Source organism: Paenibacillus sp. RC73, assembly GCF_044908085.1.
GTDB lineage: Bacteria > Bacillota > Bacilli > Paenibacillales > Paenibacillaceae > Paenibacillus > Paenibacillus terrae_A.
In genome coordinates, this window is sequence record NZ_JBIYCV010000002.1 from 435,671 (window position 1) to 461,015 (window position 25,345).

Sequence of the window (25,345 nt, forward strand, 5' to 3'; positions counted from 1 at the left end):
AAGCAAAGGGAGCGTGACAGCCATTGAATTTTTACTCCAGGATCAAATTGCTCGGTCTTTTGCTTGTTTTTCTTATTTGTTGTATCGGTAACGCCAAGCATGTGCATGCAGCGCTGCCTTCACAAGCTTCTCTGGAATTATTCGGTTCCCATGCAGTGAAGAAGCCTCAAGAAAACATGATCCCCGACTTGAAGGTGTATCCAGGGGGTCAGACGATCGGGGTCAAAGTAAAATCTTCAGGAGTGCTTGTCGTTGGTCATCATGTCATTCAGGAAAGTATGGACCGCAAGGTGTCACCTGGAGAGACTGCCGGAATTCGTCTCGGTGACCGGATCACCCATATGAATGGCAAACCGCTGGATAGCCTGACAAGGGTAGCGGAGGCTGTAGAGGAAGCAGGCAAGAACAAAAAGCCGCTCGACATCACGCTTTGCCGAGGGGAGCAGACGATTTCCACCAAGCTAACACCAGCTTATGATCGTGATGACAAAGCATGGCGGCTTGGACTGTATATTAGGGACTCGGCTGCGGGTGTAGGCACCTTGACCTTTTACGCACCGGATCAGGGGGTATACGGGGCCTTGGGGCACGTGATTACCGACATGAATACCCAGACCCCCATTGTTGTGGGGAGCGGGGAAATAGTGCAATCCAATGTGACGTCAATTGCGAAAAGTCAAAGTGGTGAACCTGGGGAAAAACGCGCACATTTTCTCAAGGATCATCGGGTGTTAGGTAATATTGAACGAAACACGAACTTCGGGATTTTTGGGAAGATGTCAGATGAGCCGCAATATGGTTTGTATTCCAAGCCGATTCCTGTGGCACTTGCGAATGAAGTAAAGGAAGGACCTGCAGAAATTTTGACTGTACTGGAAGGTCAGCAGATTCAGCGGTTTCAGGCAGAGGTCGTACACATTTCTCAACAGGATAAACCGGCAACCAAAGGACTTGTTATTCGTATCGTAGATCCAAAGCTGCTGGATAAGACCGGGGGAATTGTACAAGGGATGAGTGGAAGCCCAATTATTCAAAACGGGAAGCTCATAGGGGCTGTGACGCATGTATTTGTTAACGATCCGAAATCAGGCTACGGCTGCTTTATTGAATGGATGCTGCGCGATGCAGGAATCATGCAGAATAACGTAAGCTTGAAATCATCCTCTAATCTTAAGGCGAGCTAGTGGCCTTAAGATTTTTTTTGTCGAAATGCCATGAATAAGCTCATAATAGCAAGTTAAAGAATTAATTATAATGGAAACCATAAAAAAAATAAATAAAAATAATTTTCGACAGAAGGAATTCATAATTCGATGTCGAAATCATATACTCCGACAAGAAATATTTAATTGCTGTAAACTGATGTCCCAACTGAATAACGCTCAATAAGGAGGAAGTACATTGCAAAAAATTGAGGTATTGTTGGCTGATGACAACCGGGAGTTTACGAATCTGCTTGCCGAATATATTTCCGATCAGGAGGATATGGAAGTTACAGGAATCGCCTATAATGGTGAAGAAGTGCTCCAACACATCGCAGAATCCCGCAACGTACCTGATGTACTTATTTTAGATATTATCATGCCTCATCTGGATGGTCTCGGCGTATTGGAGCGCTTGAGAGAAATGAACCTGTCTCCACAGCCGAAAATCATTATGCTGACTGCATTCGGTCAAGAAAATATTACGCAAAGGGCCGTACAGCTCGGGGCATCTTATTATATTTTGAAGCCGTTTGACATGGAAGTGCTTGCCAACCGTGTTCGTCAATTGGTGGGACCACAATTAGTCAGCAGCAGTCCGGTGACGGTTTCTTCCATGCGGTCTAATGTGGTGCCAATGGGCAAAACGAAAAACCTGGATGCCAGTATTACGGCCATTATCCATGAAATCGGTGTGCCAGCTCATATTAAGGGCTATCAATATTTACGCGAAGCCATTACTATGGTGTACAATAATATCGAAATTTTGGGTGCCATCACCAAAACATTATATCCCGCAATCGCCGAAAAATTTAAAACGACGGCATCCCGCGTGGAACGCGCCATTCGTCATGCCATCGAGGTAGCATGGACACGTGGCAACATCGACAGCATCTCTCATCTGTTCGGCTACACCATTAATATCTCCAAATCCAAGCCGACCAACTCAGAGTTTATTGCGATGGTAGCTGACAAGCTTCGGATTGAGAATAAGGTGTCCTGAAAGGGTTAATTAGGGAAAGTAAGCGAATAAAGAAGGTTCGCAGAGCTAAATATTTTACGTAGTACAACAAATAAACCAGCCGACACTTTCGTGTTTGGACTGGTTTTTTACATTACCTACATCTTTTAATAAGCAGACCAACCAGCATCGGCTGTAATGACGGTACCCATTCACAAAGCTGGAATCATCCGAAGCAAGGAAACAGCACCAGGAGCGATTGCGTTACAACGTACGCCTTTATTAGCGTATTGGAAGCCTACATTTTTAGTCAGGCCAACAACGGCATGTTTGGCTGCAGTATATATAAGCTGCACCAGCTCTAGAGCCTTGCAATCCGCCAAGTGAGGCAACATTAATAATGACCCCGGCACCTTTGTCCGTGAAAATAGGAAGGACCTTCCGAACTACAATAGCAGTAGCGACTCCGCCATTGGATTTAATGTCTGCTACAGTCAAGTTTGCCGCATCTACATTGATATCAGATACAACCACTTTAGCCCCTTCTTTAGCATACAAAATGGCTATTTCCTTACCCATTCCAGAGGCTGCTCCTGTGACTACTGCCACCTTACCTTGAAGTATCATGATGATCCCTCCGCATGTTCAGTTAAGTGTAATTCATTTCGTTAAACACTTGTTCAATAAAGTACAGTTATACCTTATTTATAGTATAATCATACTTATTAATGAATAAAAATCAGCAAATAAGCAGGAATTTGTTGCTTTTTGAACAGTATTTCTGCCTTGTGTAAATAAATTTTAAATTAACGGTGATGCTCCATGCCTAATCCAAAATTAGTTGAGGATAAACGCATTCGAAGAACGAAAAAACTATTAAGGGAATCTATAGTTCTCCTTTTAAAAGAAAAAGATTTAAAGGACATTACCATAACGGATATCCCAAGCTAGTTACTACGCCTACGCTATTTTGGGGATGATCATAGAATGGGTAAATGAAGATTTTAAGCATTCCCCTCGCTATATGGCGGAACAATTGCTGGAAATCATGAAACATAACACGTCCCACGCTGTTTATAAAACAAACCAGAATCAGCTTCACTAATCATCACAAGTAAAATTTTCCTTTTGGAAACAGTTCTGAAAAATCTCTTTAAGTTGATATAAACAATGTGTCGATTCATGTCGATATAATATGTACTATAAAGAAATTGAGGGGCGAATGTATGAAATTTAACATCCGAGCAAAATTGTTATTGGGTTTTCTTGCGGTAATTGCTTTATTGATTATCATTAGTTTGGTATCCATCTCAAAAATGAAAAACTTGGGTGACACTTCGATGGAAATTGATAGCCATTGGATGCCAAGTGTGACTATCCTGGGAACGCTAAACGGCGATGTATCTGATGTAGAACGGCTTTCCTTGAATATTATTGTAGAACGCGACCCGGCAGAGGTGGAGAAGGTTCAGGCGGAATACGATTTGGTTTTGAAAAAGGTCGAGAGCGGCCGGAAAACATATGAAAAATTAATTGCTACTCCTAAAGAACGTGAAATGTATGATGATTTCTCCAAAAAATATGCAGATTATCTGAATAAGTTGCCAGAGGTGATTGCAGCAGGGAAAGCTAACGATTATGTTCAATCCAGCATTCTGCACAAAGAGTCCTATGCGCTATGGGATAGCGCGAACAATATGATCTTTCAGCTCATCAAGCTGAACTCAGATGGCTCAAAACAGATTACACAAGAAGGCGTTGACAACTTTATCTCAGGTAGACAAATGGTCGTCGTTTTGAGTATTGCGGCTATTGTATTGGCACTGATTGTGGCAATCATCATCGCCCAAATTATTTCTAAACCCATTCTGCGAATCAGTCGTGCTGCTGAAAGCATTGCATCGGGTGATCTAACAAGTGAAGCTATAATTGTGAAGGGCAAGGACGAGATCAGCATGTTGGCACATTCCTTTAATGCCATGGTTGAGAACCTTCGCCAACTGATTCAATCGGTTAGTAAGACGTCTGAACTGGTAACCACTTCCTCGGAAGAATTGACAGCCAGCGCAGAGCAAAATAGCCAAGCTTCTGCACAAATAACCGAAACGGTACAAGAAGTAGCTACAGGAACGGGCGAACAGGTGGATATGGTGACAAAGTCGTCCCAGGCTATTGAGGAAATGTCCATCGGTGTAGAACAAATTGCTATTCGTGCGCAAAATGTATTTGCATCTGCTCAGGATGCGGCCCACAAATCAGCTGAAGGTAACCAGATGATTCAACAGGCTGTTACGCAGATGAACGCTGTAAATCACTCCATGGAGGGATTGGCTGGTCTTATGGCTGGATTGGGAGAGCGTTCAGATGAAATTGGCAAGATTATTGATGTAATCACCAATATTTCGAGTCAGACCAACCTTCTTGCTCTGAACGCTGCGATTGAAGCGGCCCGCGCAGGAGAACACGGTCGCGGATTTGCTGTAGTTGCAGGCGAAGTGCGCAAGTTGGCTGAACAATCGGCTCATTCTGCTCAACAAATTACGGAACTTGTTGGTTTGATTCAAAAGGACACTGCCCATGCGATCGAGGCTGTAGCGTCCAATGGAAAAGATGTCATGACAGGTCGGGAAGTCGTGCAGAATGCAGGTGCATCCTTTGAACTGATTCAGGAAACAGTTAATAAAGTAGCGAGTGAGATTGAAGAGGTATCCGCTGGCTCAGAGCAAATGTCTGCAAGTACGGATGAAGTTGTAGGCTTTGTCAGACAAATTTCAGCGATTGCTGAGGAAGCCGCAGCAGGAACACAACATGTGTCTGCTGCAACACAAGAGCAACTGGCATCCATGGAGGAAATTGCTTCAGCTGCAAGAAACCTGTCTACCATGGCAGAGGACCTGCAAGGACAAATCGGCAAATTCAAAGTATAACTCAGATCAACATAAATCAAGCTGGGATTCAGCAGAGACGGTGTGTGTAATAACACGCTGTCTCTTTTTATTTTTGGGCAATCCAATACTGAACAAAAGTTTACATAATCGTGGAATCCAAAGAAATAAAAAAACAGTGCGGTACAGGGTCTTGTTTTCACAGTGAGTTGATTGCTCTGACCAAGAAGTATACGGAAAACAAGGATTACGATTACCATGTGTCTACGGAAACAGAAAGGGGGCGGGTGGTCCAAGAGATTGTTGAAGACATCGACGCGTATACGCTACCGTTTTTTAAGCGATTTGAAGATGTAGAAGCATTGGCAGAGCAAGTTCATAAATCAGGTTTTTTAACGCATCGAAAACGTTTTGATAAGTTTAATCCGTTGACGAAAAGGTTCGTAGATTTTTATTATCGAGGGGAGTAAGAGAAAGTATAGTTTAGCAAAAAAACAGAAGACGATCGCCCTCTATCAAGCAGGAGTGTGATCGTCTTTTGCGTTACTTGGAATATATTCCAGCATATCGGTTAGATTATGTCTCTTACCAGTAAGATCCTCCAATGTGTTTATAACATGTGATGTATTACACGGAATGACAGGGGCATTTGAATTTGAAATATTATAAACTAGAGAATGAATCTAACTTTGAAAATAATTTTAGCTAGGAATTAATGCTTATTATCCAAGTCATACATTAGAATCAATGAAATTGAATGCTAAAACGCTCATCCCGAATTTTGAAAGTGGGATGAGCTTAACTTTTTTGGTAGTAAATTAGAATGTAGTCCAATGAAGTGTCTTTATAACGAGGTTTCATTTTAGAAATAGATGTATTCTGCTATAAGCGAAGTGCAGTATTTTAACTCATTCCATGATTATTTATTGTGATACTATCTTTAGCATTAGTTGAGGTTTACCATATCGGTTGAATTAAACTAAGTAGTCCAAAAGTCAGAATGAGATGAATAATTAGAGACTTTTTCACGGTTCCATTCCTCCTTAATAATTTTTTCGTACTCTTTTTTTTGCTCAGGGGAAGCAGACTTTTTGTAAAATTCAAACATTGTAGCACTTTGCTTGAAATCACTGTCGTTATTCATAATAATGGATAATATTAGGTAATTCAAGGCGCAATTGAGGCCCTCATGCATCCTCTGAATTTTGAAATTATAGATCGCAAGCTCTTGGAGAAAAGAGGAATAATAAGTACTGTGTGTCATATCGTTACGCTGGTCAAATCCTAAAGTGTGTTCTCGGAATTCTTCTAATGTTTCGTCCACAAGAAATCCATATTTATTCGCTGATTCTAAAATAGTAAGTAGCCCCGCTAGTATTTCATCAGGATGCTCTTTTAAATATTGTATGTAACCGGGGATTACCGCCATGTTGCCTGAAAGTAAGTCGAGTGTGTATCTATTACCTACCGCCCATAATTTAAATTGTTCTATTTGTTTTCGATCATCTGCATGTAAACCTTGCATCCAACTCAGATCAGCGTAGGCTGAAATGTATTTTTTTGCTTCCTCATATTCTCCCTTCTTTTGAAGGGCTGTAGACTTCGAGAGATAACTATATCCGTAATAAAAAACAAAAGGATGATCTGTTACAAGTGGTTCAGCCTTCTTCTTGCTTTCTAGTCTACGTATTTTATCATTGTATGCAGCTTTTACAACGATTTGGAATTCATCAGCGTATACCTCGACTTCATCCCATTTATGCTGATTAAACGATGTACCTGTCAGTTTATAATAACCATCTAATTGATAGTTTACAGGTAAAAGGTTACGAAAAGGCGCAAACCGTATCGCTGCTTCACGGTTCTTTTCCAAATTCTGACCAAGTGCAGCACGAAAAAGCCTATAGTGGCTTATGGCTAAACGCTCCGAATGCTGATATTTCTCATTTTCCACTATGTATTCATAGAAAGGAACAGCTTCCTTCGGTTTATCTGAATGATGTAATTCCTCCGCGATTTCAAATACCAACTCAAGCTGGTTTAAATCTTCCAGCATACGGGATAGAACGACGGCTATGCAGTCGTAAGGAGTCTTTTGAATAACAATAAACATACTGTAACTGATTTTGGATGGGCGATTAAGCAGAAGTTGGTTGAAAGGCATATGGATCAACAAACCTTTTGCGAGACTTACCAAATTCCCACGTCCCGCCTATCGAATCTAATCCATGGAACCCGCAAAGCTAAACGATATAGGCGATTAGTTTATGAATTGCTCGGTATTGATGATACATTTACGAAATAGGCGTTCAAAGATGATTCATGTTATATATGAAGGAGGAATGCTGAATGACAGGGAAATTACACAAGCTTAAAGTACGTTCCCATTTCCACCATTGCATATTCTGTAATAGTAAAGAGTCGATCGTTCTGTATAGAGGAATTGTGATTTGTGCCGAATGTTATCTGAAAGTCACTAAAAAACCTTCTGTAGTGGAAACTCCAAAGAAAATTGGGAAGGATTAAAAAAGATAGCCCAATAACCTCAGATATGTTAATATATTGATAATTATGGTAAATGATAAAAACTTTATGAATAGGTCATCCTCTCGGGGGGTGACTGTTTTTGTTTAGCACTAGGTATTATCAATATAAGTGATGATGTAAAGCCATACTCAGTGCATGGGCCTTCGATGCAGCCTACTATGATGGCAGAGGATCATATGGCAGTGGATAAGCATTATTACAAGGAAAACAGTTTTCAGCGAGGGGATATTATCGTTTTTCAGAAGGATGATGTACAATTTGTAAAAAGGCGACTTACCTAACATGCTTAATTTCCCGTTAAGAGGTGAGTCGAATGTTGTACCGGAAGGTATGATTTTTGTGTTGGGAGACAATCGGATGAACGGCACAGACAGTCGTCTTCTTGGATATATTTCAACGAATAAGGTGATAGGCAAGGTTATTGCACTGAACGGGATTCCGTTAGACGAAATAAAATAAAGCCTGTACTGTACGAGGAAGTGGAAGCAAACCAAACGATTTTAAAGCAAAGGCGGGGATGAAGGCATGTGGAATAGTCTAACTTGGGTGATCGTCGGCGTGTTGTTGGTGGCGTTGGGTTGGATTGTTATGGCATGGCGTGGTCGCAGCAGCAAAAAACAAGTGAATGGACAGCGGAACAGTAATGTCGTTGAATTTCGTCCTCGTAAGTCTGCCCGACAATCCCGGACCGGAAACGTGTCCAAATCTAAGATATCTTCGGATTCCCGCGCGAATACAAATGCAGCTGGTATTCAAGTCCAATCTGGGTTTGGACTGTCTGACTCTATCCAGGGCACGGGCAAGCAAAAATGCTCCTTTTGTAAAAAAGAAGACAAATTAACCTTTTACGCAGATGACAATGGTTCTCTGTACGGGGTATGCAAGGATTGCAAGCACAAGGCGGAACGACAGGACATGCTGCCACTTTAGCCGGTGCAGATGATACGGAAATGGCAGAGTATTTTGAAGAGCATAAAAATCCCCAACCGTGACTTAAACGGCGGGGATTTTTTGTTATATCAACATATTTATCGAATCTGTCTGTCGAGCAGTTCCTCCAGCGCCTCTGCGATATGATCTGGTCCATAAGACAGCTCTTGCTTGCTTAAGCTCAACCAGGCATGACGCTCGTCCATATCAAAGGCAGTTTCCAGCCAACCGGACAATCCTCTACCTCTGCGATCCACTTCCACAAGCACATGGACGCCTTCAGGCTCCAACTGCATAATTAGCTCCAGCTCCTCGATATCGCGTGCATATTCCGATCCGGGCGTAAATTCAAATTCCTGTACAAATGGAACACCGCGTCCCAGCTTGGGATGACGTTCACAGGTGGAAGAACGGAATCGGAAGCCCAACAGGTGAACGGCCTCAAACACCGTATTCATATAGGGATGCGGCTCGATTTTGAGCGAGTCACGGTCGGTCGGGTCCAAGGCCATACCGATGTCTAATGCTGTATCCAGCCATACAGGTTGTTTGGCATGAGTGACAGGTGTTTCCAATGGCAACCGAAAAGAAAAAGGAATTTCAAGCTCCTGACCTTGCTTTAAATGAAAGCCGTCGGATACCTTGACCCGAGCGATGCAGCAGGTGGAAGTAGTCTTCTTGTCATCGTGCTCTTCGATATATTCGGTTTTAAGTTCGATATCGATTTTGCCGATTTCCTGATCAATTTTACCACCTTTGATGCGCATGATGCCACTAAGCTCCTCGCCAGGGACATACACGGCCTGGTCCACCAATGTATCGACTTTAGCTGAACCAATTCCTGCACTTGCCAAGATCTTGTTGAAAAAACTCATAAGTAAGCCCCCCGATAATATCATGGTCATAGTATTCATACGAAAACTAAGAAAACTTGTACAGCTTAACCGGATATACGGGGCAATTGCTCGAATCGTTCCAAAAAAACACAAGAAAAAATCCGCTGGTTGTCGTGCTTTTATCGCAGCCTGACGGCAAATTTTCCGTGCTAATCGCAGTTCACTTTATGGGGTGGTATAAAGCAATTACGGCAACGTGGCTCATACGCCTCTGAGTCGCCGATCATTACGATGGGTCCTACAGTGGAAGGCTTTCCGTTCACCATACGCTGGGTATATACAGCTTCTGAACTTCCACATACGGCGCAAAAGGAAGCTAGCTTTTCGATGTCATCTGCCATGGCGAGTAAACCGCCGACATATCCGAATTCCTTACCCCGGTAGTCCAAATTGAGTCCATCTGCAATCACATGCTTGCCACAGTAGGCTAACTCCTCCACCAACGTCATGATGTGACGACTGAAAAACTGTACTTCATCAAAGGCGACCACATCGGCATCCTTCGTTTCTTCCAAAATCCGCTGAACGAGCTCATCTGTGAGTTTTTTCGGAATGGAGATGGCAGGCAGCCGATATCCGATGCGGCTTACAATTTCGTCCTTGGCGTAGCGATTATCTTCAGCTGGTTTGTAAGCGACCACCTTGCGGTGTCCGTATTGAATTAATTTTTGACAGCGGCGAATCAGTTCGCCGGATTTTTCGCTAAACATGGGGCCTGTAATGATCGTAATTCGTCCTGTATGCAACGCGAATTCCCCTCTCTGTAACATGCGCATAACGCTGTGAATCATCATTCCCGAAAGAAAAGGCCATTATAGATTACCATAATGTGCAGCAAACAGACTAGAGAAAATATATTGTTTTTCGACATGTTATTGTATATCTATTCTTTGAATGTAAATGTGGACGTCATTGCTCTGTTGCCGTGAGCATGATAAGGTGAAGTATAGTGGAATAAAGGGGAAGAGGGGACAGGTATGGACCAAAAAGATACGGATTATAGTGCCAAAAAAGAAGCATTACTGGAGCAAGGGCTGGTAAGCCCACAGGCACAAGAGTTGATCACGGAGCTGGAGACGGAGCTTGATCTTCTGCGCAAGCAAAATGAATCGTTTCGCAAAGCACTACGGGCCAAATCAGCCCAAACGTCAAGGATGTCTACCAAATTACGGGATGCCTTATATGAATGATATGCTGCAGGTTGTTAGACAGCCTGTAGTCTATGCATAACACTATATTTTGTACAGAGAAATAAAGAGAGTACAATAAGCTATATATAATCAATGTTAATGGAGGAGAAGCATGACTATACATTGTGATGTTGCAATTTTGGGCGGAGGAACCGGGGGATATGTGGCAGCAATTCGTGCAGCCCAGCTCGGCAAGGAAGTCGTTATTATTGAAAAGGACAAGCTAGGTGGAACCTGTCTGCATCGTGGATGTATCCCGAGCAAGGCTTTGCTGCGCAGTGCGGAAGTATATGCGACGATTAAGGAAAGTGCGCAATACGGCATCGAGACCTCGGGAGCGCAACTTGTTTTCCCTAAGGTACAAGAGCGCAAGGAAGCCGTTGTGGAGCAGTTACATCAGGGCGTGCAATTTTTGATGCGTAAAAATAAAATCACGGTGCTGAGCGGCAAAGGACGCGTAATTGGGCCGTCGATTTTTTCACCAAAAAGCGGTGCAGTTGCCGTGGAGCTGGAAGATGGCGAGATGGAGACGATTGTTCCTGCCCATCTTATTATTGCAACGGGATCACGACCGCGTGTACTGCCCGGATTGGAGCCGGATGGCGAATTTATTTTGAGCAGTGACGAAGCGTTGACGATGGAAGAACTGCCCGCTTCCCTGATTATCGTAGGTGGTGGCGTTATTGGCGTGGAATGGGCTTCCATGCTGAACGATTTTGGCGTGGAGGTTACGGTGGTTGAGGCGGCGAATCGGCTTATTCCAACCGAGGACGAGGACATTTCGCGTGAAATGCAGCGTCTGTTAACCAAGCGTGGAGTCAAGGTTCTGACGGGCTCGCAAGTGCTGGCTGGAACGTACGGTAAGGATGAAGAAGGCGTACAGGTTGACGTGCAAAAGGGGGACGAAACCGAAACAATCAGCGCTTCCAAGCTGCTTATTTCGGTAGGTCGTCAGGCGAATGTGGAAAATATAGGGCTGGAAAATACGGATATCCGAGTAGAGGGTGGCCTTATATCGGTTAATGAGCATTTGCAGACGAATGAGCCGCATATTTATGCGATCGGGGATTGCATCGGAGGCTTACAACTGGCGCATGCAGCGAGCCATGAAGGGCTGCTGGCGGTCCATCATCTGGCGGGCGAAGTGGTTCACAGCGTACCGAATCATCTGATTCCGCGTTGTATTTATACACGTCCTGAGGCAGCGAGTGTCGGCTTGACGGAGCAAGAAGCCCGTGAGCGTGGACATCAGGTGAAGACAGGGAAGTTCCCTTTTCAAGCTATCGCAAAATCGCTGGTGTACGGTAGTCGGGACGGCTTCGTCAAAGTGATTGCCGATGAGAAAACAAATGATATTCTCGGTGTACATATGATCGGTACGCATGTAACGGATCTCATCAGCGAGGCGGCTCTTGCGCAGCTGTTGGATGCTACGCCGTGGGAAGTCGGACAGCTGGCTCATCCGCATCCAACATTGTCGGAGATTTTGGGAGAAGCGATGCTGGCGGTTGATGGACAGGCGATAGGGATTTAAATAATTCAAATAAATCGGTGCTTTTCTTTTTGGGGAGAAAAGGATTATAATGGAGTTAGCCAGAGTTTAGTACCAGGTTTTAAGACAAGATGGTACTAGGTGCTGGTAGTAGGATGTTTGACACTTAAGGAGGTGCCTCAATGAGTTCAAAAGGCGCTGTAGACGCTGGCTTCAGACATGAACAGCTGGGACTGACTCACGGACAAGTTATTGACATGTACAGATATATGCTGCTCGCAAGAAGATTTGACGAGCGCAACATGCTCCTGCAACGGGCAGGGAAAATTAATTTTCACGTTTCCGGCATTGGGCAGGAGGCGGCACAAGTAGGTGCGGCTTTTGCACTGGACCGGGAGAAGGACTATTTTCTTCCCTATTACCGGGATTACGGATTCGTACTTGCGGTTGGTATGACGCCACGCGAACTGATGCTGTCGCAATTTGCCAAGGCGGATGATCCCAACAGCGGTGGCCGGCAGATGCCCGGTCATTTCGGCAGTAAACGGCTGCGTATTGTGACAGGCTCCAGTCCGGTGACGACGCAGGTTCCACACGCAGTGGGTGTAGCGCTGGCTGCCAAGATGCAGAAGAAGGATTTTGTATCGTTCGTTACATTTGGTGAAGGCTCCAGCAACCAGGGGGATTTTCACGAAGGCTGTAACTTTGCAGGTGTGCAGAAGCTGCCAGTTATCATTATGTGTGAAAACAATCAATATGCGATATCAGTTCCGGTTCATAAGCAAATGGCAGGCAAGGTGAGCGACCGTGCTTTGGGATACGGATTCCCTGGGATTCGGGTCGATGGTAACGATGCGCTGGCAGTGTATGCAGCCGTCAAGGAAGCGCGTGAACGTGCTATTCGTGGCGAGGGGCCAACGCTTATTGAAGCGATGATGTACCGCCTGTCTCCTCACTCTACCTCGGATAATGATCTGGCTTACCGGACCAAAGAGGAAGTGGATGAGAACTGGGCCAAGGACGGCGTTGCCCGTATGAAAAATTATTTGCTGGAATGCGGCATTTGGGATGAGGCCAAGGACGCGGATTTGTCTGCTGAGCTGCTGCTCGAGGTCAAGGAAGCGATTGAATATGCGGATAATGCGCCTTTTCCGAAGCCCGAAGATACGCTACTGCATGTTTATGCTGACAGCGATGGGGAGGGCCGGTAATTATGGCGGTTATAGAATATATTGATGCGATTCGTCTTGCCATGAAGGAAGAAATGGAGAAGGATGAAACGGTTTTTGTGTTAGGTGAGGATGTTGGTGTTAAGGGTGGTGTCTTTACGACCACCAAGGGTCTTATGGATCAATTCGGTGAGCAGCGTGTCTTGGATACGCCATTGGCAGAGTCGGCTATTGCCGGAGTTGCGATTGGTGCGGCCATGTACGGAATGAAGCCAATTGCCGAAATGCAATACTCGGACTTCATGCTTCCGGCAACCAATCAGATTATTAGTGAAGCAGCTAAAATTCGCTATCGCTCTAACAACGATTGGAGCTGCCCTATTGTAATCCGTGCGCCCATCGGTGGGGGGATCTTTGGCGGCTTATATCACTCACAGTGTCCGGAATCTATCTTTTTTGGCACACCGGGTCTGAAAATTGTAGCGCCTTTTACACCTTATGACGCCAAAGGATTGCTGAAGGCAGCCATTCGTGACCCTGATCCGGTGTTGTTTTTTGAAAACAAAAAATCCTACAAGCTCATCAAGGGTGAAGTACCTGATGATGATTACATCGTTCCGATTGGTAAAGCCAATTTGCTGCGTGAAGGTGACGATATTACGGTCATCGGGTACAGCCAACCGCTACATTTTGTTATGCAGGCTGCTGAGGAGCTGGAGAAGGAAGAGGGTATTACCGCACATGTTGTGGATTTGCGCACACTCCAGCCCTTAGACCGTCAGGCCATTATTGAAGCTGCAAAGCATACAGGCAAGGTACTCATCGTGCATGAAGACAACAAAACGGGCGGCATCGGTGCCGAGGTATCCGCTATTATTAATGAGGAATGTCTGTTCGAGCTGGATGCGCCGATTGAGCGCTTGTGCGCTCCAGACGTGCCTGCAATGCCGATCAGCCCGCCGATGGAGAAGTTTTATATGTTGAACAAAGATAAGGTTAAGGAAGCGATGCGCCGTCTTGCAATGTATTAATATAGAGCGGATTGGACGAAAGCATTCCAAAAGTGTAGCGGGGGTTGCGGTAAAACGCGCTCTCCTATGATGTTAAGGAGTTGAAAAAATGTCAGACCAAAAACAATGGACCGACGTGACCATGCCCCAATTGGCAGAATCGCTTGTATCGGCGACAATTGCAAAATGGCTGAAACAACCTGGCGAAACGGTGGAGCAATTCGAACCGATTTGCGAGGTCATTACAGATAAAGTGAACGCGGAAATTCCATCGACATTGGACGGAATTATGGGTGATCTGTTGGCAGAGGAGGGTCAGACGGTAGCCGTTGGAGAATTGATTTGCCGTATTCAGACGAAGTCGGCTGCACCTGCTGTATCAACTGGAGCGACTCCCGTTGCGCCACCACCTCAAGGCAACGCACAAGAACAAGTACAATCCCAACAGGGTGCTGCCTCAGATCAATCCATGCGGGGACGTTTTTCTCCAGCGGTGCAAACGCTGGCTGCTCAGCACAGCATAGACCTGAATCAGGTGACAGGCACAGGCATGGGTGGACGAATTACTCGCAAAGATGTGCTGAATTATGTACAACAGGGTGGTTCCGCTCAGGCAGGGGTATCCGAACAGCCAACTGCAACGACACCAGCGCAAGGCTCTCCTTTTGCCGGAAGACAGCAGTCTGCTGTTCAGCAAAGTACACCGATTCAAAATATGGACCCTGCAATTCCGGTGCGCAACAGCGGCATTCATTTGACGGAAGCTCCGAAAGCTCCCGTGATCGAAGTTGAGGGTGGCAACAATAACAGATCGGAGTATTTTATCGACGTTACACCGATTCGCAGTGCGATTGCCCGCAATATGCGGCAAAGTGTCTCTGAAATTCCACATGCCTGGACGATGATTGAGGTGGATGTAACCAATCTGGTGATGCTCCGCAACAAGATCAAAAATGAGTTCAAGCAAAAAGAAGGCATTAACATTACGTACCTGGCCTTCCTCATGAAAGCAGTCGTGAATGCCATCAAGGAATATCCGATCATGAATTCGGTATGGGCTGTAGACAAAATTATCGTCAAAAGAGATATCAACATTTCGCTGGCCGTGGGTACAGAGGACGCAGTTCTTACACCTGTTATTAAAAAAGCGGATCAGAAAAATATTGCCGGACTGGCGCGTGAAATTGACGATTTGGCACGTAAAACACGTGAAGGTACGCTCAAGCTGGACGATATGCAGGGTGGGACGTTCACTGTGAACAACACTGGCTCCTTTGGTTCAATACTGTCATATCCGGTGATTAACTATCCGCAGGCTGCGATTCTGACCTTTGAATCCATCGTTAAAAGACCAGTGGTGATTGATGATATGATCGCGGTTCGCTCAATGGCTAACCTGTGTCTGTCGCTGGATCATCGCATTTTGGATGGTGTGATCTGCGGACGATTCCTGCAACGGATCAAAGAAAACCTGGAAGGCTACACCTTGGATACGAAGCTGTACTAATCATCCGAACAGTTGGGTAAATGGACGGAGAGGAAGTGACAGGCCGTGAACAGACGACCGCTGGATGTAACCTATACGAATAGGATGGAGTACGCCCATGCATGGGATGTCCAGAAGGATATTGTAGGGAAGCTGGATGCGGGGGAGGCGAGGGAAACGCTTATGCTTCTCCAGCACCCGCCGACCTACACGATTGGCTCTCAGCGGCATCCTGAGCATCTGCTTCTCACGCCGGAGCAGTTGAAAGCTCAGGGAATCAGCGTCTTTCAGATTGACCGTGGGGGAGACATTACATATCATGGGCCGGGGCAGCTGGTCGGATATCCCCTGCTTATGCTGGGCAACCAGAAGGCGCTTGACCTGCACGGATACCTCAGGAGTCTGGAAGAGGTGATCATTCGGTTGCTGGCTTCCCATGGTATTGAAGGAAGTCGCAAGCCTGAATACACAGGGGTATGGGTCGGGAATCTTAAAATCGCGGCCATAGGAGTCAAATTCAACAAATGTAAGCACCGTCGGGGCTTTGTGACCAGTCATGGTTTTGCCTTCAATATCAAATCAGGGATACAGCATGAGGGCTTTCAGGGTATCGTTCCATGCGGAATTCAGGAATATGGAGTAACTTCATTGGAGGACTGCACACAGCAGACTTTTTCAGTGGAGCAGATTGCGAAGGAGATTGTACCTTACTTTGAGGAGCAATTTTCATTTGCGGTGGAATGGCAAAGTCATTCCCTCCTATAAAGCAAAGGCGGGCTATTCTGTGATGTACACGGAAGCCCGCCTGTTTTCTTGCGCCACAGCTTGTCCGCCTAGAGTCTCCATGGAGCACTGGGATGGGAGAATATCTTGAGCGGCGCAATCCATTATAGTGGCATAATCAACGGCTCAATCACCATGAACAGCGTAGAGCCAATCATCGCGGCGAGCATAATGTAGACGAAAAAACGAACCCATTTTTTGTTTGGCATGTGTAACTCCTTTAGGATAGGTTTAAGTCAGATATAAGACTATCTATCCGTATTGTAGCGTAAACGGGAAAGAGAGGGAAGTTCAATGACAGCAAAAGTAGTGAAAGACCGAATCGTACAAGAATTTATGGAACTCGTACAGGTGGATAGCGAAACCAAGCACGAGCAGGAAATATCGCGTGTTCTGAAAGAAAAATTCAATGCACTTGGGCTGGAGGTAACAGAAGATGATTCCCGCGAAAGAACCGGACATGGTTCGGGTAATCTGATCGTAACCTGGAAAGCGGAAGGCGCGGAGCAAGCACCTAAATTGTTTTTTACCTGCCACATGGATACCGTTACACCAGGCAAAGGCATTAAGCCGCAGCTGGGTGAGGATGGCTGGATTCGCAGTGACGGTTCAACCATTTTGGGGGCAGACGATAAGGCAGGGATTGCCGCTTTGTTCGAGGCGATTCGTGTCGTGCGTGAGCAGAAAATTCCCCATGGACAAATTCAGTTTGTGATTACGGCAGGTGAGGAGTCCGGTCTGTTCGGCGCACGGGCAATGAAACCAGAATTGCTGGATGCGGACTTTGGGTATGCATTGGATTCCAATGGTGAAGTAGGCTCCATTTGTGTGGCTGCGCCAACGCAGGCTCGTATTGAAATGAAAATTACTGGAAAATCTGCTCATGCGGGTGTAAATCCCGAAGATGGCATCAGTGCCATTCAAGTAGCTTCCAAGGCCATTTCCAACATGAAGCTGGGACGGATTGATAAGGAAACGACTGCTAACATCGGCAGCTTCGAGGGCGGCGGAGCAACGAATGTTGTATGCGATTTTGTGCTGATCCGGGCAGAGGCACGTAGTATTGTGCAGGAGAAGGTTCATCATCAAATCCAGCATATGCGTGAAGCACTGGAAACTACCGCGCGTGAATTTGGTGCACAAGGAGAATTCCGCAGCGAAGTCATTTATCCGGCATTCAGCTTCACAGAGCATGATGAAATTGTGCAGGTTGCGCAGCGTGCTATACAAGGGCTGGGACTGGCAACGCCGACCTTCCATTCCGGTGGTGGCTCGGATGCCAATGTATTCAATGGACTGGGAATTCCAACGGTGAATTTGGCTGTTGGCTACCAGAACATTCATACAACACAGGAAAAAATCAAGGCAGATGATCTGGTGAAGGTTGCCGAAGTGGTCCTAGCTCTTATCCAAGAGGCGACGAAGTAAGACTGGCGCGATACACATAAGGTTCAGGCTAAAGACAGGGATAGCGTTCCCTTGTCTTTAGACCTGAACCTTTTTTGGAACCATGAGCGAGGCGATCGTGGCAGCGGAGCCGTGTTCTTTTTGCCATTGCCGCAGTAGGGCTTGGATCTGCCAGGCTTTGCCGACAATATGGAGAGTGGTTTCGGTACGGTAGCTTTTCATTGGCGAATCTCCTTTGAACAGAGAAATTTGTTATAATACCACCATATGTCCGAAGTGGACAAGTTAGACTAAAGCTGGCGATAGCTAATGAAGAGATAGATGACGAAGGAGGCAACATGCTGATGAACAATCATAAGAAAGATCCAGTGAACGAACAGGTGAACAACCCAGACCGCAAGCCTTATTCCAATCCTGCGCTGGAGGAAAAAACGGTATCCACGCAGCCCATTTTTGAAGGAAAAGTGATTACGTTACAGGTGGATACGGTAGAGCTTCCCGACGGCTCCACGGGTAAGCGTGAAATCGTGAAGCATCCGGGGGCGGTGGCCGTGTTGGCGCTGCATGAGGGGAAAATGCTGGTCGTGGATCAGTACAGACAGGCGATGGGCCGCTGTGAGGTGGAAATCCCGGCAGGCAAGCTGGAAAAGGGCGAAGATCCAATGGAAGCGGCGGGACGCGAGCTGAGAGAAGAGACAGGCTATACTGCCAAGTCGCTGAAGCTGCTACATTCCTTTTATACTTCCCCCGGATTTGCGGATGAAATCATTCATCTGTATGTGGCTGAAGAACTGGAACTGGGAGAAATGGAACCGGATGAGGATGAGTTTCTGGAGCTGTTTGAGGTGACGCTGGAGGAAGCACAGGCACTCATTCGCGAAGGTCGGATTAGTGACGCCAAAACGATTCTGGCCGTCTATGCGTGGCAGCTTCACCAACACACAGGGAGCTTCTAAGCGGTATGAATGGAAATACGGTGGAACTTACAGACTACTATGCTGATCTCCATATTCATATCGGCAGAACGGAAAAGGGAGATCCGGTCAAAATTAGCGGCAGTCGGGACCTGACTTTTGCCAACATTGCCAAGGAAGCATCTGGTCGCAAGGGGATCGGACTGATCGGTATCATTGACTGCCATGCCCCGAACGTGCAGGAGAATATCCACGCTTATTTGCAAACAGGTGAAATGGCGGAAATCAGGGGTGGCGGTATCGCGTACCGGGATACGGTTGTGCTGCTGGGAACGGAGTTGGAGATTCGGGCGGAAGGCCGTCCCGAGGCACACATCCTGGCCTATTTTCCCAATTTGGAGGCGATGGAGGATTTTACGCAATGGATGGCTCGGCACATGAAAAATGTCAATCTTAGCTCGCAGCGTATCTATGCTCCGCCACGCGAGCTACAGCAGCAAATTTACGGCCGTGGAGGCATAATGGTGCCAGCGCATGTATTCACCCCTCATAAGGGCATATACGGCAGCTCTGCGGCCCGTATGGAGGAACTGCTGGATATGCAGCTCATTAGCGGGGTGGAGCTGGGGTTAAGTGCGGATTCGTCTATGGCCGGATTGATATCGGAGCTGGACCGTTTCAGCTTCCTGACCAATTCGGATGCCCATTCGCTCGGCAAAATTGGACGGGAGTACAACAAATTATCCATGGCAAAGCCGAGCTTTGATGAATTCAGAATGGCTTTGGAGCGCCGGGAAGGACGACGGGTGTCTGCCAATTACGGATTAAATCCGAAGCTGGGCAAGTACCATCGTTCCTACTGTCAAAGCTGCGGTACGATTATGGATGAGCAAGAGATGGCGGACGAACGCTGCCCTGCCTGTGGTCATACCAAGCTGGTGCGGGGCGTACTGGATCGGATATGGAGTATTGCTGACCGTGAGCAGCCCGTGATTCCATCGCATCGTCCACCGTACATTTACCAGATTCCTCTGGAGTTTATCCCCGGTCTGGGCAAAGCCAAGCTGAACCATCTGCTGAATGCGTTCGGAACAGAAATGAATATTTTACATGAGGTCACACAGGAACAATTGGCGGCGGTTGTCGGAGAAGTGTTGGCAGAGCAAATTGTCCTTTCCCGGGAAGGACGACTTTCCCTCGTATCCGGTGGTGGCGGAACCTACGGCAAAATAGCCAAGTCCTAGTAAAGTCTTGTCCCCATAAAGTCATGTCCTATTAAAGTCATATCGGCGTCTGCTTGTTCATAACCATTAAATATCTATGCCGTTGGCTTGGCACATCACTCGTGAATCTTCTTTTGCAGCGCAAGCTGTCCCGAACCCTAGCCATCAGCTGTCGGATTACGGTTGTTTTTTGGACAAACAAGCAGATGAAAGGGGCAGGACGCCGATGCAATGGTTTCGTCATACGTTAAAGGACCAAACGCCGTATTATGTTTTTTTGGCCGTGCTGTTTCTGGTGGGAGTCGTCTTTGGTGCACTGATGGTGAACGCTCTCTCGCTGGAGCAGCTTCAGGATTTGTCGCGTTATCTGAAGGATTTTTTTGTGACGGTTAATCAAAATGAGCAGGGCTTTGCTGGTTCGCAAGCGACCTCAACCTTTTGGGATAGTGTGTCTCTACATCTAAAATGGGTCGGTTTAATCTGGGTATGTGGTCTTTCGGTCATCGGTCTTCCTGGCATTCTCGTACTGAATTTCCTCAAGGGTGTGTTGATCGGATTTTCGGTAGGGTATATGGTAGGACAATATTCGTGGAAGGGGCTGTTATTTTCCCTCGTCTCCGTGGCTCCCCACAATTTAATCGTCATTCCGGTACTGCTCGTGTGCAGTGTGGCTGCGATGACCTTTTCCATTCATATGATCAAAACTAAAATACTCGCTACACGGCCATCTGACGGAATGCTGCGTCCGTTGCTGTCCTACGCAGGGCTGACCGCGGCAATGATGTTGCTCCTCGTTGGAAGCGCGTCCTTTGAAACTTGGATTACCCCGGTTATGATGCAGTGGGTTACTCCTATGCTGACTGCTTCCGTGTCTCCTTGACTCCGTTTCAAAATGTTTGACTTTATTTGTATAGACCCCCTATAATAATAGGAGTGAAAAAAAGTGCAGTGGGCAGTAGCTTTTGCAGGGGGAGGGAGACACATGGAAGCACGGATCGAAAAAATTAAGCAGCAGCTGCAATCCCAGGGCTACAAACTAACGCCTCAGCGGGAAGCCACCGTCAGAGTTTTACTTGAGAACGAAGATGATCATCTGAGTGCGGAAGATGTATTTATGCTCGTTAAAGAGAAAGCTCCCGAAATTGGTCTGGCAACCGTATACCGTACCCTAGAACTGCTAAGTGAACTGCACGTCGTGGAGAAAATCAATTTTGGTGATGGCGTTGCGCGTTATGACCTGCGCGGCGATACGACCAAGCATCACCACCACCATTTGATATGTGTGCAGTGCGGCAGTGTGGATGAAATACTGGAGGACTGGCTTGGACCGCTGGAAGAGCGTCTGGAACGGGAATATAACTTTACCGTAGTGGACCACCGTTTGGACTTTCACGGTATTTGTTATCGTTGCAAGGCGAAGAACGATACGACCGCCCAGAAATTTTTGGGTAAAACCAAGAAAAACAAATCTCAGGATTAATAAGCTGACAACCCAAGCTCTCACCGGCGAAGACGCGTTCGGGGGAGCTTTTTTGGGTTCAGGATCTGCTATACGACATTAAGCGGTATAAAAAGTAACAGCTTGTCATACCCTTCCATAGAGAGCCTTAATAGGCCCTATAATCTGGAAAAAAGGCGGCTGATTCACATGGTACTATCGTTGCGGAGAGGACTGAAATGGCTGCGTTTGGTCATACTGTTCGGGGCTTTGGCATGTATGTTCTACTATAGCCTTGGGTTATTCAGGGATTGGATTACACCTGTGGATCATTACCGGATACCGGAAGGACATGCAGTCAAGGTATTCGGCGGGCAGGAATTATCCGACGTATCCGAGCATAAGACGGCAGTGTCGGAGCGTTTACGTTTCTTTTACTGGTATGGAGAATAGTCCATGTAGACGCTGAGACTGATCCGACTGAACCGTTGTATGCAGGACAAGGAGACTTCTGGAACTCATGAAAATGTATATTCAACCTTTTGTTCGATATATGGAAGACGAAAAGGGCTTGTCGCCCAGCACATTGGAAGCGTATCAGCGGGACGTGCAGCAGTTTGTCGAGTTCGCTGAAAGCTGCGGCATTGAGCAGCCGGACAATATTCAACGCTCCCATCTGGTGCTGTATTTGGGACGTTTGAAGGAACAGGGAAAAGCCGCAGCGACGATTTCGCGCAGCGTAGCCTCTATCCGCTCCTTTTTCCATTTTCTCATTCGGGAGGGGATTACGGGGCATGATCCGTCTGTCTTGCTGGAGCTGCCGAAGGCCAACAAAAAGAAGCCTTCTGTGCTCACGCAGGATGAGATAGAGCGTCTGCTGGCAGCGCCGAATGTTTCCACCCCGCAAGGGGGACGGGACAAGGCGATGCTGGAACTGCTGTATGCGACAGGCATCCGTGTATCCGAGCTGATCGCCCTGAACGTGCGTGATGTACGCACCGATCTGCGTTTCGTTCACTGTGGCGGTGAGGTGGGGAAGGAGCGTGTCGTGCCGATCAGCCGTGAGGCATCGCAGTGGGCACAAGCGTATATGGACGAGCAGCGTGCGTTGTTGCTGCGGTCCGGGCAGGGTGAGGAGGCTCAGATAGAACAGGAAGCCTTGTTCCTCAATGTGTCCGGTCAGCGTCTCAGCAGACAGGGTTTCTGGAAAATGATCAAGAAGTATGGTCAGGAAGCAGGCATAAGCGGGGATATTACACCGCATACCCTGCGGCATTCTTTTGCGGTACATATGCTGGAGGGCGGAGCGGATTTGCGCTCCGTACAGGAGATGCTGGGCCATGCCGATCTGTCCACGACGCAGGTTTATGCGCAGACAGCCAAGCGAAGTATGAAGGAAGTATACGAAAAGCATCACCCGCACGGCGGCAATCGTCCGTCCAGCGACAGGAAGGATCGTATATGACGAGACGATTTACTAATGGTGATGATTGTAGTCATCATTATAGTAACGATCACAGTAATAACGATAACAGCAACTATAACTAACGATTGTACAAGACAGGAGAGATATTGATGTCAACAGCCAACCAAGCTACGATCCAGGAAGCAGCAGATTATATCCGTGCCAAGAGCGGAATCCGTCCGGAAATCGGCCTTATTTTGGGCTCGGGTCTCGGCATTCTGGCCGATTTGATTCAGGATGGAATTAGTATTCCTTACCAGGATATCCCCCATTTTCCCGTATCGACGGTAGAAGGTCATGAAGGAGAATTGCTGCTAGGTACCATTGAAGGTCGCGCTGTAGTTATGATGAAGGGCCGCTTCCATATGTATGAGGGCTATGGCCCGCAGCTTACGGCTTTCCCGGTTCGGGTCATGAAGCAATTGGGTATTCAAAGTCTGCTGGTGACGAATGCGGCAGGCGGTGTCAATACGTCTTACGAGCCGGGCGATCTGATGGTTATCTCGGATCATCTCAATCTGACCGGACAAAATCCGCTGATTGGACCGAACGATGCGGCTCTGGGTGTTCGCTTCCCTGACATGTCAGAGGCATACAGCCGTCGCTTGCGCGAGATTGCCAAGCAAACCGCTGCTCAGCAGGGCTTCAGCTTGCAGGAAGGCGTATATGCCGGATTGCTGGGTCCAAACTATGAAACGCCTGCTGAAATCGTTATGCTGCGCACACTGGGTGCAGATGCAGTGGGTATGTCCACGGTGTCCGAGGTCATTGTAGCCCGTCATGCAGGCATTGAGGTGCTGGGCTTCTCCTGTATCACGAACATGGCGGCAGGCATTTTGGATCAGCCTCTGTCCCACGATGAAGTAATGGAGACAGCAGAGAAGGTACGTGAGAAATTTTTGAATCTCGTATTGGCGATTATTCCACAAATGTAGGTTGTCACATCCCAAGAACCCCGTTCCAAACGCCATTTAAGGCGTAGGAAAACGGGGTTCTTTTTTGCGTGCTGTTCGGTTGGTAGTTCCTAATGTGATGGAGGCGTGCTGTATGGCTTTCGTATTCGCCTTTTCTGCTACTGTCAGTCTATGCCGTTCCTGTACCTTAATCACAATAACAACGAATATGATCCAGTAGATGGCCAGAGAATTCAGAAAGCGGCTATCCGTAATATTGTTTAATACAATGAATAGGAAAAAGACAGCTGCCGTCAGCCATGTATACATATCGGTTTTACCGATTCTGAATTTAAATAAAGTGGTTATGGCGAGTGTAATGGTTGCCAACAGTCCTGTGAGGCCGATATCGATCCACAGATCCCGAAACCCGCTGTGACTGCTTGTCAGATCAAATCGGATTCCATTGGCATAGATGCTGGGCCGGTTTGCCCAGAAGGAACCGTAACCATGACCAAACCAGTAGTGACTGTCAATGGCGCCTGCAATCCCCTGCCAGATCTCTGTTCTTCCAGTCAAGGTTGTTGTCTTGCCGAATTCCAATGCAATCGCATCCCCGTAAATAAAGGCGAACACGAGACCCAAAAGCACAAGCAGGCAGGAGCTGCTAATGAAGAAACCACGCAGCGCAACGCTTCGGATTCTTTTGAATAGCAATATAAACAGGATGAACGTGAACAGGGAAGAAGTTAGCAGCAACGAGGTGGTAGATTGGCATTTGATGAGCAGTAAGGCATTCAGCAAAATAAAGCCAACATGCAAAGCTTTGCGTGTTCCCCTGAAAAAATAAATGACATGTGAAACAAAACATAGCAGAGAGAGCGTTCCCAGTGTGTTTTTATGACCGGAAATGCCTTTCCACAGCCCTGTATGTTCGACGCCCCCATGAATGGCAAAGGAGGGAACGAGCACTACCGCCAGTAGATTGAGTACGCTCAAAATACTTAACGTAATGACCAACAGGCGGATGCAGCCTTGCGTCGTATAATGGGTAACCAGATAAAGTCCGAAGGTGGAAAAAGTAACGAATTTAAGCACCATCAGCATGGATGAGGTCTGTTCCTGTTCAGCCCATAAACAGGAGGCAGCTATGTACATCATGAGCAAGGTCAGCAACGGATTATCAGCCAAGGTTGCGATCAGTGGCTTTAGCGAGGGCAACAGCATCAGATAGCTAAACAACAGGATAAGCAGGGAAATTGCGATCACTCTGGGAGACAAGCCCTGACAGGCATAAGGAATGGAAAAAGCCAGTAAACCGACCACTGTAAGGACAGTCTTCACACATTCACCACCCGGATACGATATGTATCTATTTTATACAAAATGTATCTTTTTGTGCAATAATAAAATTTTTTATTTTCATTTTCTCAAGTGTAGAGCAAGCTGTCCCG

At 46.7% G+C, this 25,345-nt stretch carries 29 protein-coding genes and 1 pseudogene; 23 read left to right on the plus strand and 7 right to left on the minus strand.

Annotated features, from left to right (window positions below; all coding sequences use genetic code 11):
* The first annotated feature begins 23 nt into the window (after positions 1-23).
* Both spoIVB and spo0A read left to right on the plus strand, forming a co-directional pair.
* Complete coding sequence (gene spoIVB, locus ABH897_RS05565; RefSeq protein ID WP_283652306.1) at positions 24-1,184, plus strand: SpoIVB peptidase; 1,161 nt, start codon at positions 24-26, stop codon at positions 1,182-1,184.
* 217 nt (positions 1,185-1,401) lie between these two features.
* On the plus strand, positions 1,402-2,205 hold the full coding sequence (gene spo0A, locus ABH897_RS05570) for a sporulation transcription factor Spo0A (protein ID WP_283652305.1): 804 nt from the start codon (positions 1,402-1,404) through the stop codon (positions 2,203-2,205).
* 125 nt (positions 2,206-2,330) lie between these two features.
* Here the strand turns inward: spo0A and ABH897_RS05575 are convergent.
* A pseudogene (locus ABH897_RS05575) lies at positions 2,331-2,790 on the minus strand (SDR family NAD(P)-dependent oxidoreductase).
* 349 nt (positions 2,791-3,139) lie between these two features.
* On the opposite strand from ABH897_RS05575, the gene ABH897_RS05580 reads away from it, so the two are divergent.
* From ABH897_RS05580 to ABH897_RS05590, 3 genes are all read left to right on the plus strand, one after another.
* A complete protein-coding gene (locus tag ABH897_RS05580; protein ID WP_283652304.1) occupies positions 3,140-3,268 on the plus strand; it encodes a TetR-like C-terminal domain-containing protein in 129 nt (42 codons plus the stop codon).
* Between the two features lie 121 nt (positions 3,269-3,389).
* Complete coding sequence (locus tag ABH897_RS05585) at positions 3,390-5,090, plus strand: methyl-accepting chemotaxis protein (RefSeq protein ID WP_404580506.1); 1,701 nt, start codon at positions 3,390-3,392, stop codon at positions 5,088-5,090.
* Between the two features lie 110 nt (positions 5,091-5,200).
* Positions 5,201-5,518 (plus strand): hypothetical protein, encoded by a 318-nt coding sequence (locus tag ABH897_RS05590; RefSeq protein WP_283652302.1) that lies wholly within the window; start codon positions 5,201-5,203, stop codon positions 5,516-5,518.
* 509 nt (positions 5,519-6,027) lie between these two features.
* On the opposite strand, the gene ABH897_RS05595 is transcribed toward ABH897_RS05590, so the two are convergent.
* The gene (locus ABH897_RS05595; RefSeq protein WP_404591348.1) at positions 6,028-7,161 is read right to left on the minus strand and encodes a DNA-binding protein; all 1,134 of its coding nucleotides are present in this window, start codon (positions 7,159-7,161) and stop codon (positions 6,028-6,030) included.
* Here ABH897_RS05595 and ABH897_RS05600 point away from each other — a divergent pair.
* The 4 genes from ABH897_RS05600 to ABH897_RS05615 all read left to right on the plus strand — a co-directional run bounded on the left by ABH897_RS05600 (position 7,144) and on the right by ABH897_RS05615 (position 8,525).
* Positions 7,144-7,353: an XRE family transcriptional regulator gene (locus ABH897_RS05600; protein WP_283652301.1), complete on the plus strand. Its 210-nt coding sequence runs from the start codon at positions 7,144-7,146 to the stop codon at positions 7,351-7,353. The genes ABH897_RS05595 and ABH897_RS05600 overlap by 18 nt on opposite strands.
* A gap of 340 nt (positions 7,354-7,693) precedes the next feature.
* Entirely contained in the window at positions 7,694-7,876 is a 183-nt protein-coding gene (locus ABH897_RS05605) for a S26 family signal peptidase (RefSeq protein WP_404518980.1), read from the plus strand.
* A 1-nt stretch (position 7,877) separates the two neighbouring features.
* Positions 7,878-8,054 carry a S26 family signal peptidase gene (locus ABH897_RS05610; protein WP_283652300.1) on the plus strand — a complete coding sequence of 59 codons (177 nt, stop codon included), beginning with the start codon at positions 7,878-7,880 and terminating at the stop codon, positions 8,052-8,054.
* A 66-nt stretch (positions 8,055-8,120) separates the two neighbouring features.
* The gene (locus tag ABH897_RS05615; protein ID WP_404518904.1) at positions 8,121-8,525 is read left to right on the plus strand and encodes a hypothetical protein; all 405 of its coding nucleotides are present in this window, start codon (positions 8,121-8,123) and stop codon (positions 8,523-8,525) included.
* 98 nt (positions 8,526-8,623) lie between these two features.
* On the opposite strand, the gene ABH897_RS05620 is transcribed toward ABH897_RS05615, so the two are convergent.
* Positions 8,624-9,400, minus strand: a complete 777-nt coding sequence (locus ABH897_RS05620) for a sporulation protein (protein WP_404518905.1) — start codon at positions 9,398-9,400, stop codon at positions 8,624-8,626.
* Between the two features lie 170 nt (positions 9,401-9,570).
* On the minus strand, positions 9,571-10,167 hold the full coding sequence (locus ABH897_RS05625; RefSeq protein WP_283652297.1) for a thymidine kinase: 597 nt from the start codon (positions 10,165-10,167) through the stop codon (positions 9,571-9,573).
* 231 nt (positions 10,168-10,398) lie between these two features.
* Between ABH897_RS05625 and ABH897_RS05630 the strand changes: the two genes are divergently transcribed.
* The 6 genes from ABH897_RS05630 (at position 10,399) to lipB (ending at position 16,533) form a co-directional block, all read left to right on the plus strand.
* On the plus strand, positions 10,399-10,611 hold the full coding sequence (locus ABH897_RS05630) for a hypothetical protein (protein ID WP_283652296.1): 213 nt from the start codon (positions 10,399-10,401) through the stop codon (positions 10,609-10,611).
* A gap of 112 nt (positions 10,612-10,723) precedes the next feature.
* Positions 10,724-12,145, plus strand: coding sequence for a dihydrolipoyl dehydrogenase (lpdA, locus tag ABH897_RS05635; protein ID WP_404518906.1), 1,422 nt, complete (start codon positions 10,724-10,726; stop codon positions 12,143-12,145).
* A gap of 140 nt (positions 12,146-12,285) precedes the next feature.
* Entirely contained in the window at positions 12,286-13,314 is a 1,029-nt protein-coding gene (locus ABH897_RS05640; protein ID WP_283652294.1) for a thiamine pyrophosphate-dependent dehydrogenase E1 component subunit alpha, read from the plus strand.
* Positions 13,315-13,316: 2 nt separating this feature from the next.
* Entirely contained in the window at positions 13,317-14,303 is a 987-nt protein-coding gene (locus ABH897_RS05645; RefSeq protein ID WP_404518907.1) for an alpha-ketoacid dehydrogenase subunit beta, read from the plus strand.
* Positions 14,304-14,391: 88 nt separating this feature from the next.
* A complete protein-coding gene (locus ABH897_RS05650; RefSeq protein ID WP_404518908.1) occupies positions 14,392-15,789 on the plus strand; it encodes a dihydrolipoamide acetyltransferase family protein in 1,398 nt (465 codons plus the stop codon).
* Positions 15,790-15,834: 45 nt separating this feature from the next.
* Entirely contained in the window at positions 15,835-16,533 is a 699-nt protein-coding gene (gene lipB / locus ABH897_RS05655) for a lipoyl(octanoyl) transferase LipB (protein WP_404518909.1), read from the plus strand.
* Between the two features lie 122 nt (positions 16,534-16,655).
* On the opposite strand, the gene prli42 is transcribed toward lipB, so the two are convergent.
* Positions 16,656-16,760 (minus strand): stressosome-associated protein Prli42, encoded by a 105-nt coding sequence (gene prli42 / locus ABH897_RS05660; protein ID WP_014282171.1) that lies wholly within the window; start codon positions 16,758-16,760, stop codon positions 16,656-16,658.
* Between the two features lie 85 nt (positions 16,761-16,845).
* Between prli42 and ABH897_RS05665 the strand changes: the two genes are divergently transcribed.
* Positions 16,846-17,979, plus strand: coding sequence for a tripeptidase T (locus tag ABH897_RS05665; protein WP_283652291.1), 1,134 nt, complete (start codon positions 16,846-16,848; stop codon positions 17,977-17,979).
* Between the two features lie 57 nt (positions 17,980-18,036).
* Here ABH897_RS05665 and mciZ read toward each other — a convergent pair whose 3' ends face one another.
* A complete protein-coding gene (gene mciZ, locus ABH897_RS05670; RefSeq protein ID WP_014282169.1) occupies positions 18,037-18,180 on the minus strand; it encodes a Z-ring formation inhibitor MciZ in 144 nt (47 codons plus the stop codon).
* A gap of 122 nt (positions 18,181-18,302) precedes the next feature.
* On the opposite strand from mciZ, the gene ABH897_RS05675 reads away from it, so the two are divergent.
* The 7 genes from ABH897_RS05675 (at position 18,303) to ABH897_RS05705 (ending at position 23,933) form a co-directional block, all read left to right on the plus strand.
* On the plus strand, positions 18,303-18,914 hold the full coding sequence (locus tag ABH897_RS05675) for an NUDIX domain-containing protein (RefSeq protein ID WP_283657138.1): 612 nt from the start codon (positions 18,303-18,305) through the stop codon (positions 18,912-18,914).
* A gap of 5 nt (positions 18,915-18,919) precedes the next feature.
* Positions 18,920-20,116: an endonuclease Q family protein gene (locus ABH897_RS05680; protein WP_404518911.1), complete on the plus strand. Its 1,197-nt coding sequence runs from the start codon at positions 18,920-18,922 to the stop codon at positions 20,114-20,116.
* A 205-nt stretch (positions 20,117-20,321) separates the two neighbouring features.
* Positions 20,322-20,975, plus strand: a complete 654-nt coding sequence (gene spoIIM, locus ABH897_RS05685) for a stage II sporulation protein M (protein ID WP_283657137.1) — start codon at positions 20,322-20,324, stop codon at positions 20,973-20,975.
* A gap of 102 nt (positions 20,976-21,077) precedes the next feature.
* Positions 21,078-21,575 (plus strand): ferric iron uptake transcriptional regulator, encoded by a 498-nt coding sequence (gene fur / locus ABH897_RS05690; RefSeq protein WP_137063517.1) that lies wholly within the window; start codon positions 21,078-21,080, stop codon positions 21,573-21,575.
* 168 nt (positions 21,576-21,743) lie between these two features.
* Entirely contained in the window at positions 21,744-21,986 is a 243-nt protein-coding gene (locus ABH897_RS05695) for a YqzK family protein (RefSeq protein WP_044647628.1), read from the plus strand.
* Between the two features lie 67 nt (positions 21,987-22,053).
* Positions 22,054-22,998, plus strand: a complete 945-nt coding sequence (gene xerD / locus ABH897_RS05700; protein ID WP_283652290.1) for a site-specific tyrosine recombinase XerD — start codon at positions 22,054-22,056, stop codon at positions 22,996-22,998.
* Positions 22,999-23,108: 110 nt separating this feature from the next.
* Positions 23,109-23,933, plus strand: a complete 825-nt coding sequence (locus ABH897_RS05705) for a purine-nucleoside phosphorylase (protein ID WP_283652289.1) — start codon at positions 23,109-23,111, stop codon at positions 23,931-23,933.
* Positions 23,934-23,969: 36 nt separating this feature from the next.
* On the opposite strand, the gene ABH897_RS05710 is transcribed toward ABH897_RS05705, so the two are convergent.
* Complete coding sequence (locus tag ABH897_RS05710) at positions 23,970-25,235, minus strand: O-antigen ligase family protein (protein WP_283652288.1); 1,266 nt, start codon at positions 25,233-25,235, stop codon at positions 23,970-23,972.
* Between the last annotated feature and the right edge of the window lie 110 nt (positions 25,236-25,345).

Coding starts and splice junctions, on each gene's coding strand:
- ABH897_RS05580 (WP_283652304.1), top strand. CDS start 3,140: ATGATCATAGAATGGGTAAATGAAGATTTTAAGCATTCCCCTCGCTAT.
- ABH897_RS05585 (WP_404580506.1), top strand. CDS start 3,390: ATGAAATTTAACATCCGAGCAAAATTGTTATTGGGTTTTCTTGCGGTA.
- ABH897_RS05595 (WP_404591348.1), bottom strand. CDS start 7,161: ATGTTTATTGTTATTCAAAAGACTCCTTACGACTGCATAGCCGTCGTT.
- ABH897_RS05610 (WP_283652300.1), top strand. CDS start 7,878: ATGCTTAATTTCCCGTTAAGAGGTGAGTCGAATGTTGTACCGGAAGGT.
- ABH897_RS05615 (WP_404518904.1), top strand. CDS start 8,121: ATGTGGAATAGTCTAACTTGGGTGATCGTCGGCGTGTTGTTGGTGGCG.
- ABH897_RS05620 (WP_404518905.1), bottom strand. CDS start 9,400: ATGAGTTTTTTCAACAAGATCTTGGCAAGTGCAGGAATTGGTTCAGCT.
- ABH897_RS05630 (WP_283652296.1), top strand. CDS start 10,399: ATGGACCAAAAAGATACGGATTATAGTGCCAAAAAAGAAGCATTACTG.
- lpdA (WP_404518906.1), top strand. CDS start 10,724: ATGACTATACATTGTGATGTTGCAATTTTGGGCGGAGGAACCGGGGGA.
- ABH897_RS05640 (WP_283652294.1), top strand. CDS start 12,286: ATGAGTTCAAAAGGCGCTGTAGACGCTGGCTTCAGACATGAACAGCTG.
- ABH897_RS05645 (WP_404518907.1), top strand. CDS start 13,317: ATGGCGGTTATAGAATATATTGATGCGATTCGTCTTGCCATGAAGGAA.
- ABH897_RS05650 (WP_404518908.1), top strand. CDS start 14,392: ATGTCAGACCAAAAACAATGGACCGACGTGACCATGCCCCAATTGGCA.
- prli42 (WP_014282171.1), bottom strand. CDS start 16,760: ATGCCAAACAAAAAATGGGTTCGTTTTTTCGTCTACATTATGCTCGCC.
- ABH897_RS05665 (WP_283652291.1), top strand. CDS start 16,846: ATGACAGCAAAAGTAGTGAAAGACCGAATCGTACAAGAATTTATGGAA.
- mciZ (WP_014282169.1), bottom strand. CDS start 18,180: ATGAAAAGCTACCGTACCGAAACCACTCTCCATATTGTCGGCAAAGCC.
- ABH897_RS05675 (WP_283657138.1), top strand. CDS start 18,303: ATGAACAATCATAAGAAAGATCCAGTGAACGAACAGGTGAACAACCCA.
- ABH897_RS05680 (WP_404518911.1), top strand. CDS start 18,920: ATGAATGGAAATACGGTGGAACTTACAGACTACTATGCTGATCTCCAT.
- spoIIM (WP_283657137.1), top strand. CDS start 20,322: ATGCAATGGTTTCGTCATACGTTAAAGGACCAAACGCCGTATTATGTT.
- fur (WP_137063517.1), top strand. CDS start 21,078: ATGGAAGCACGGATCGAAAAAATTAAGCAGCAGCTGCAATCCCAGGGC.
- ABH897_RS05695 (WP_044647628.1), top strand. CDS start 21,744: ATGGTACTATCGTTGCGGAGAGGACTGAAATGGCTGCGTTTGGTCATA.
- xerD (WP_283652290.1), top strand. CDS start 22,054: ATGAAAATGTATATTCAACCTTTTGTTCGATATATGGAAGACGAAAAG.
- ABH897_RS05705 (WP_283652289.1), top strand. CDS start 23,109: ATGTCAACAGCCAACCAAGCTACGATCCAGGAAGCAGCAGATTATATC.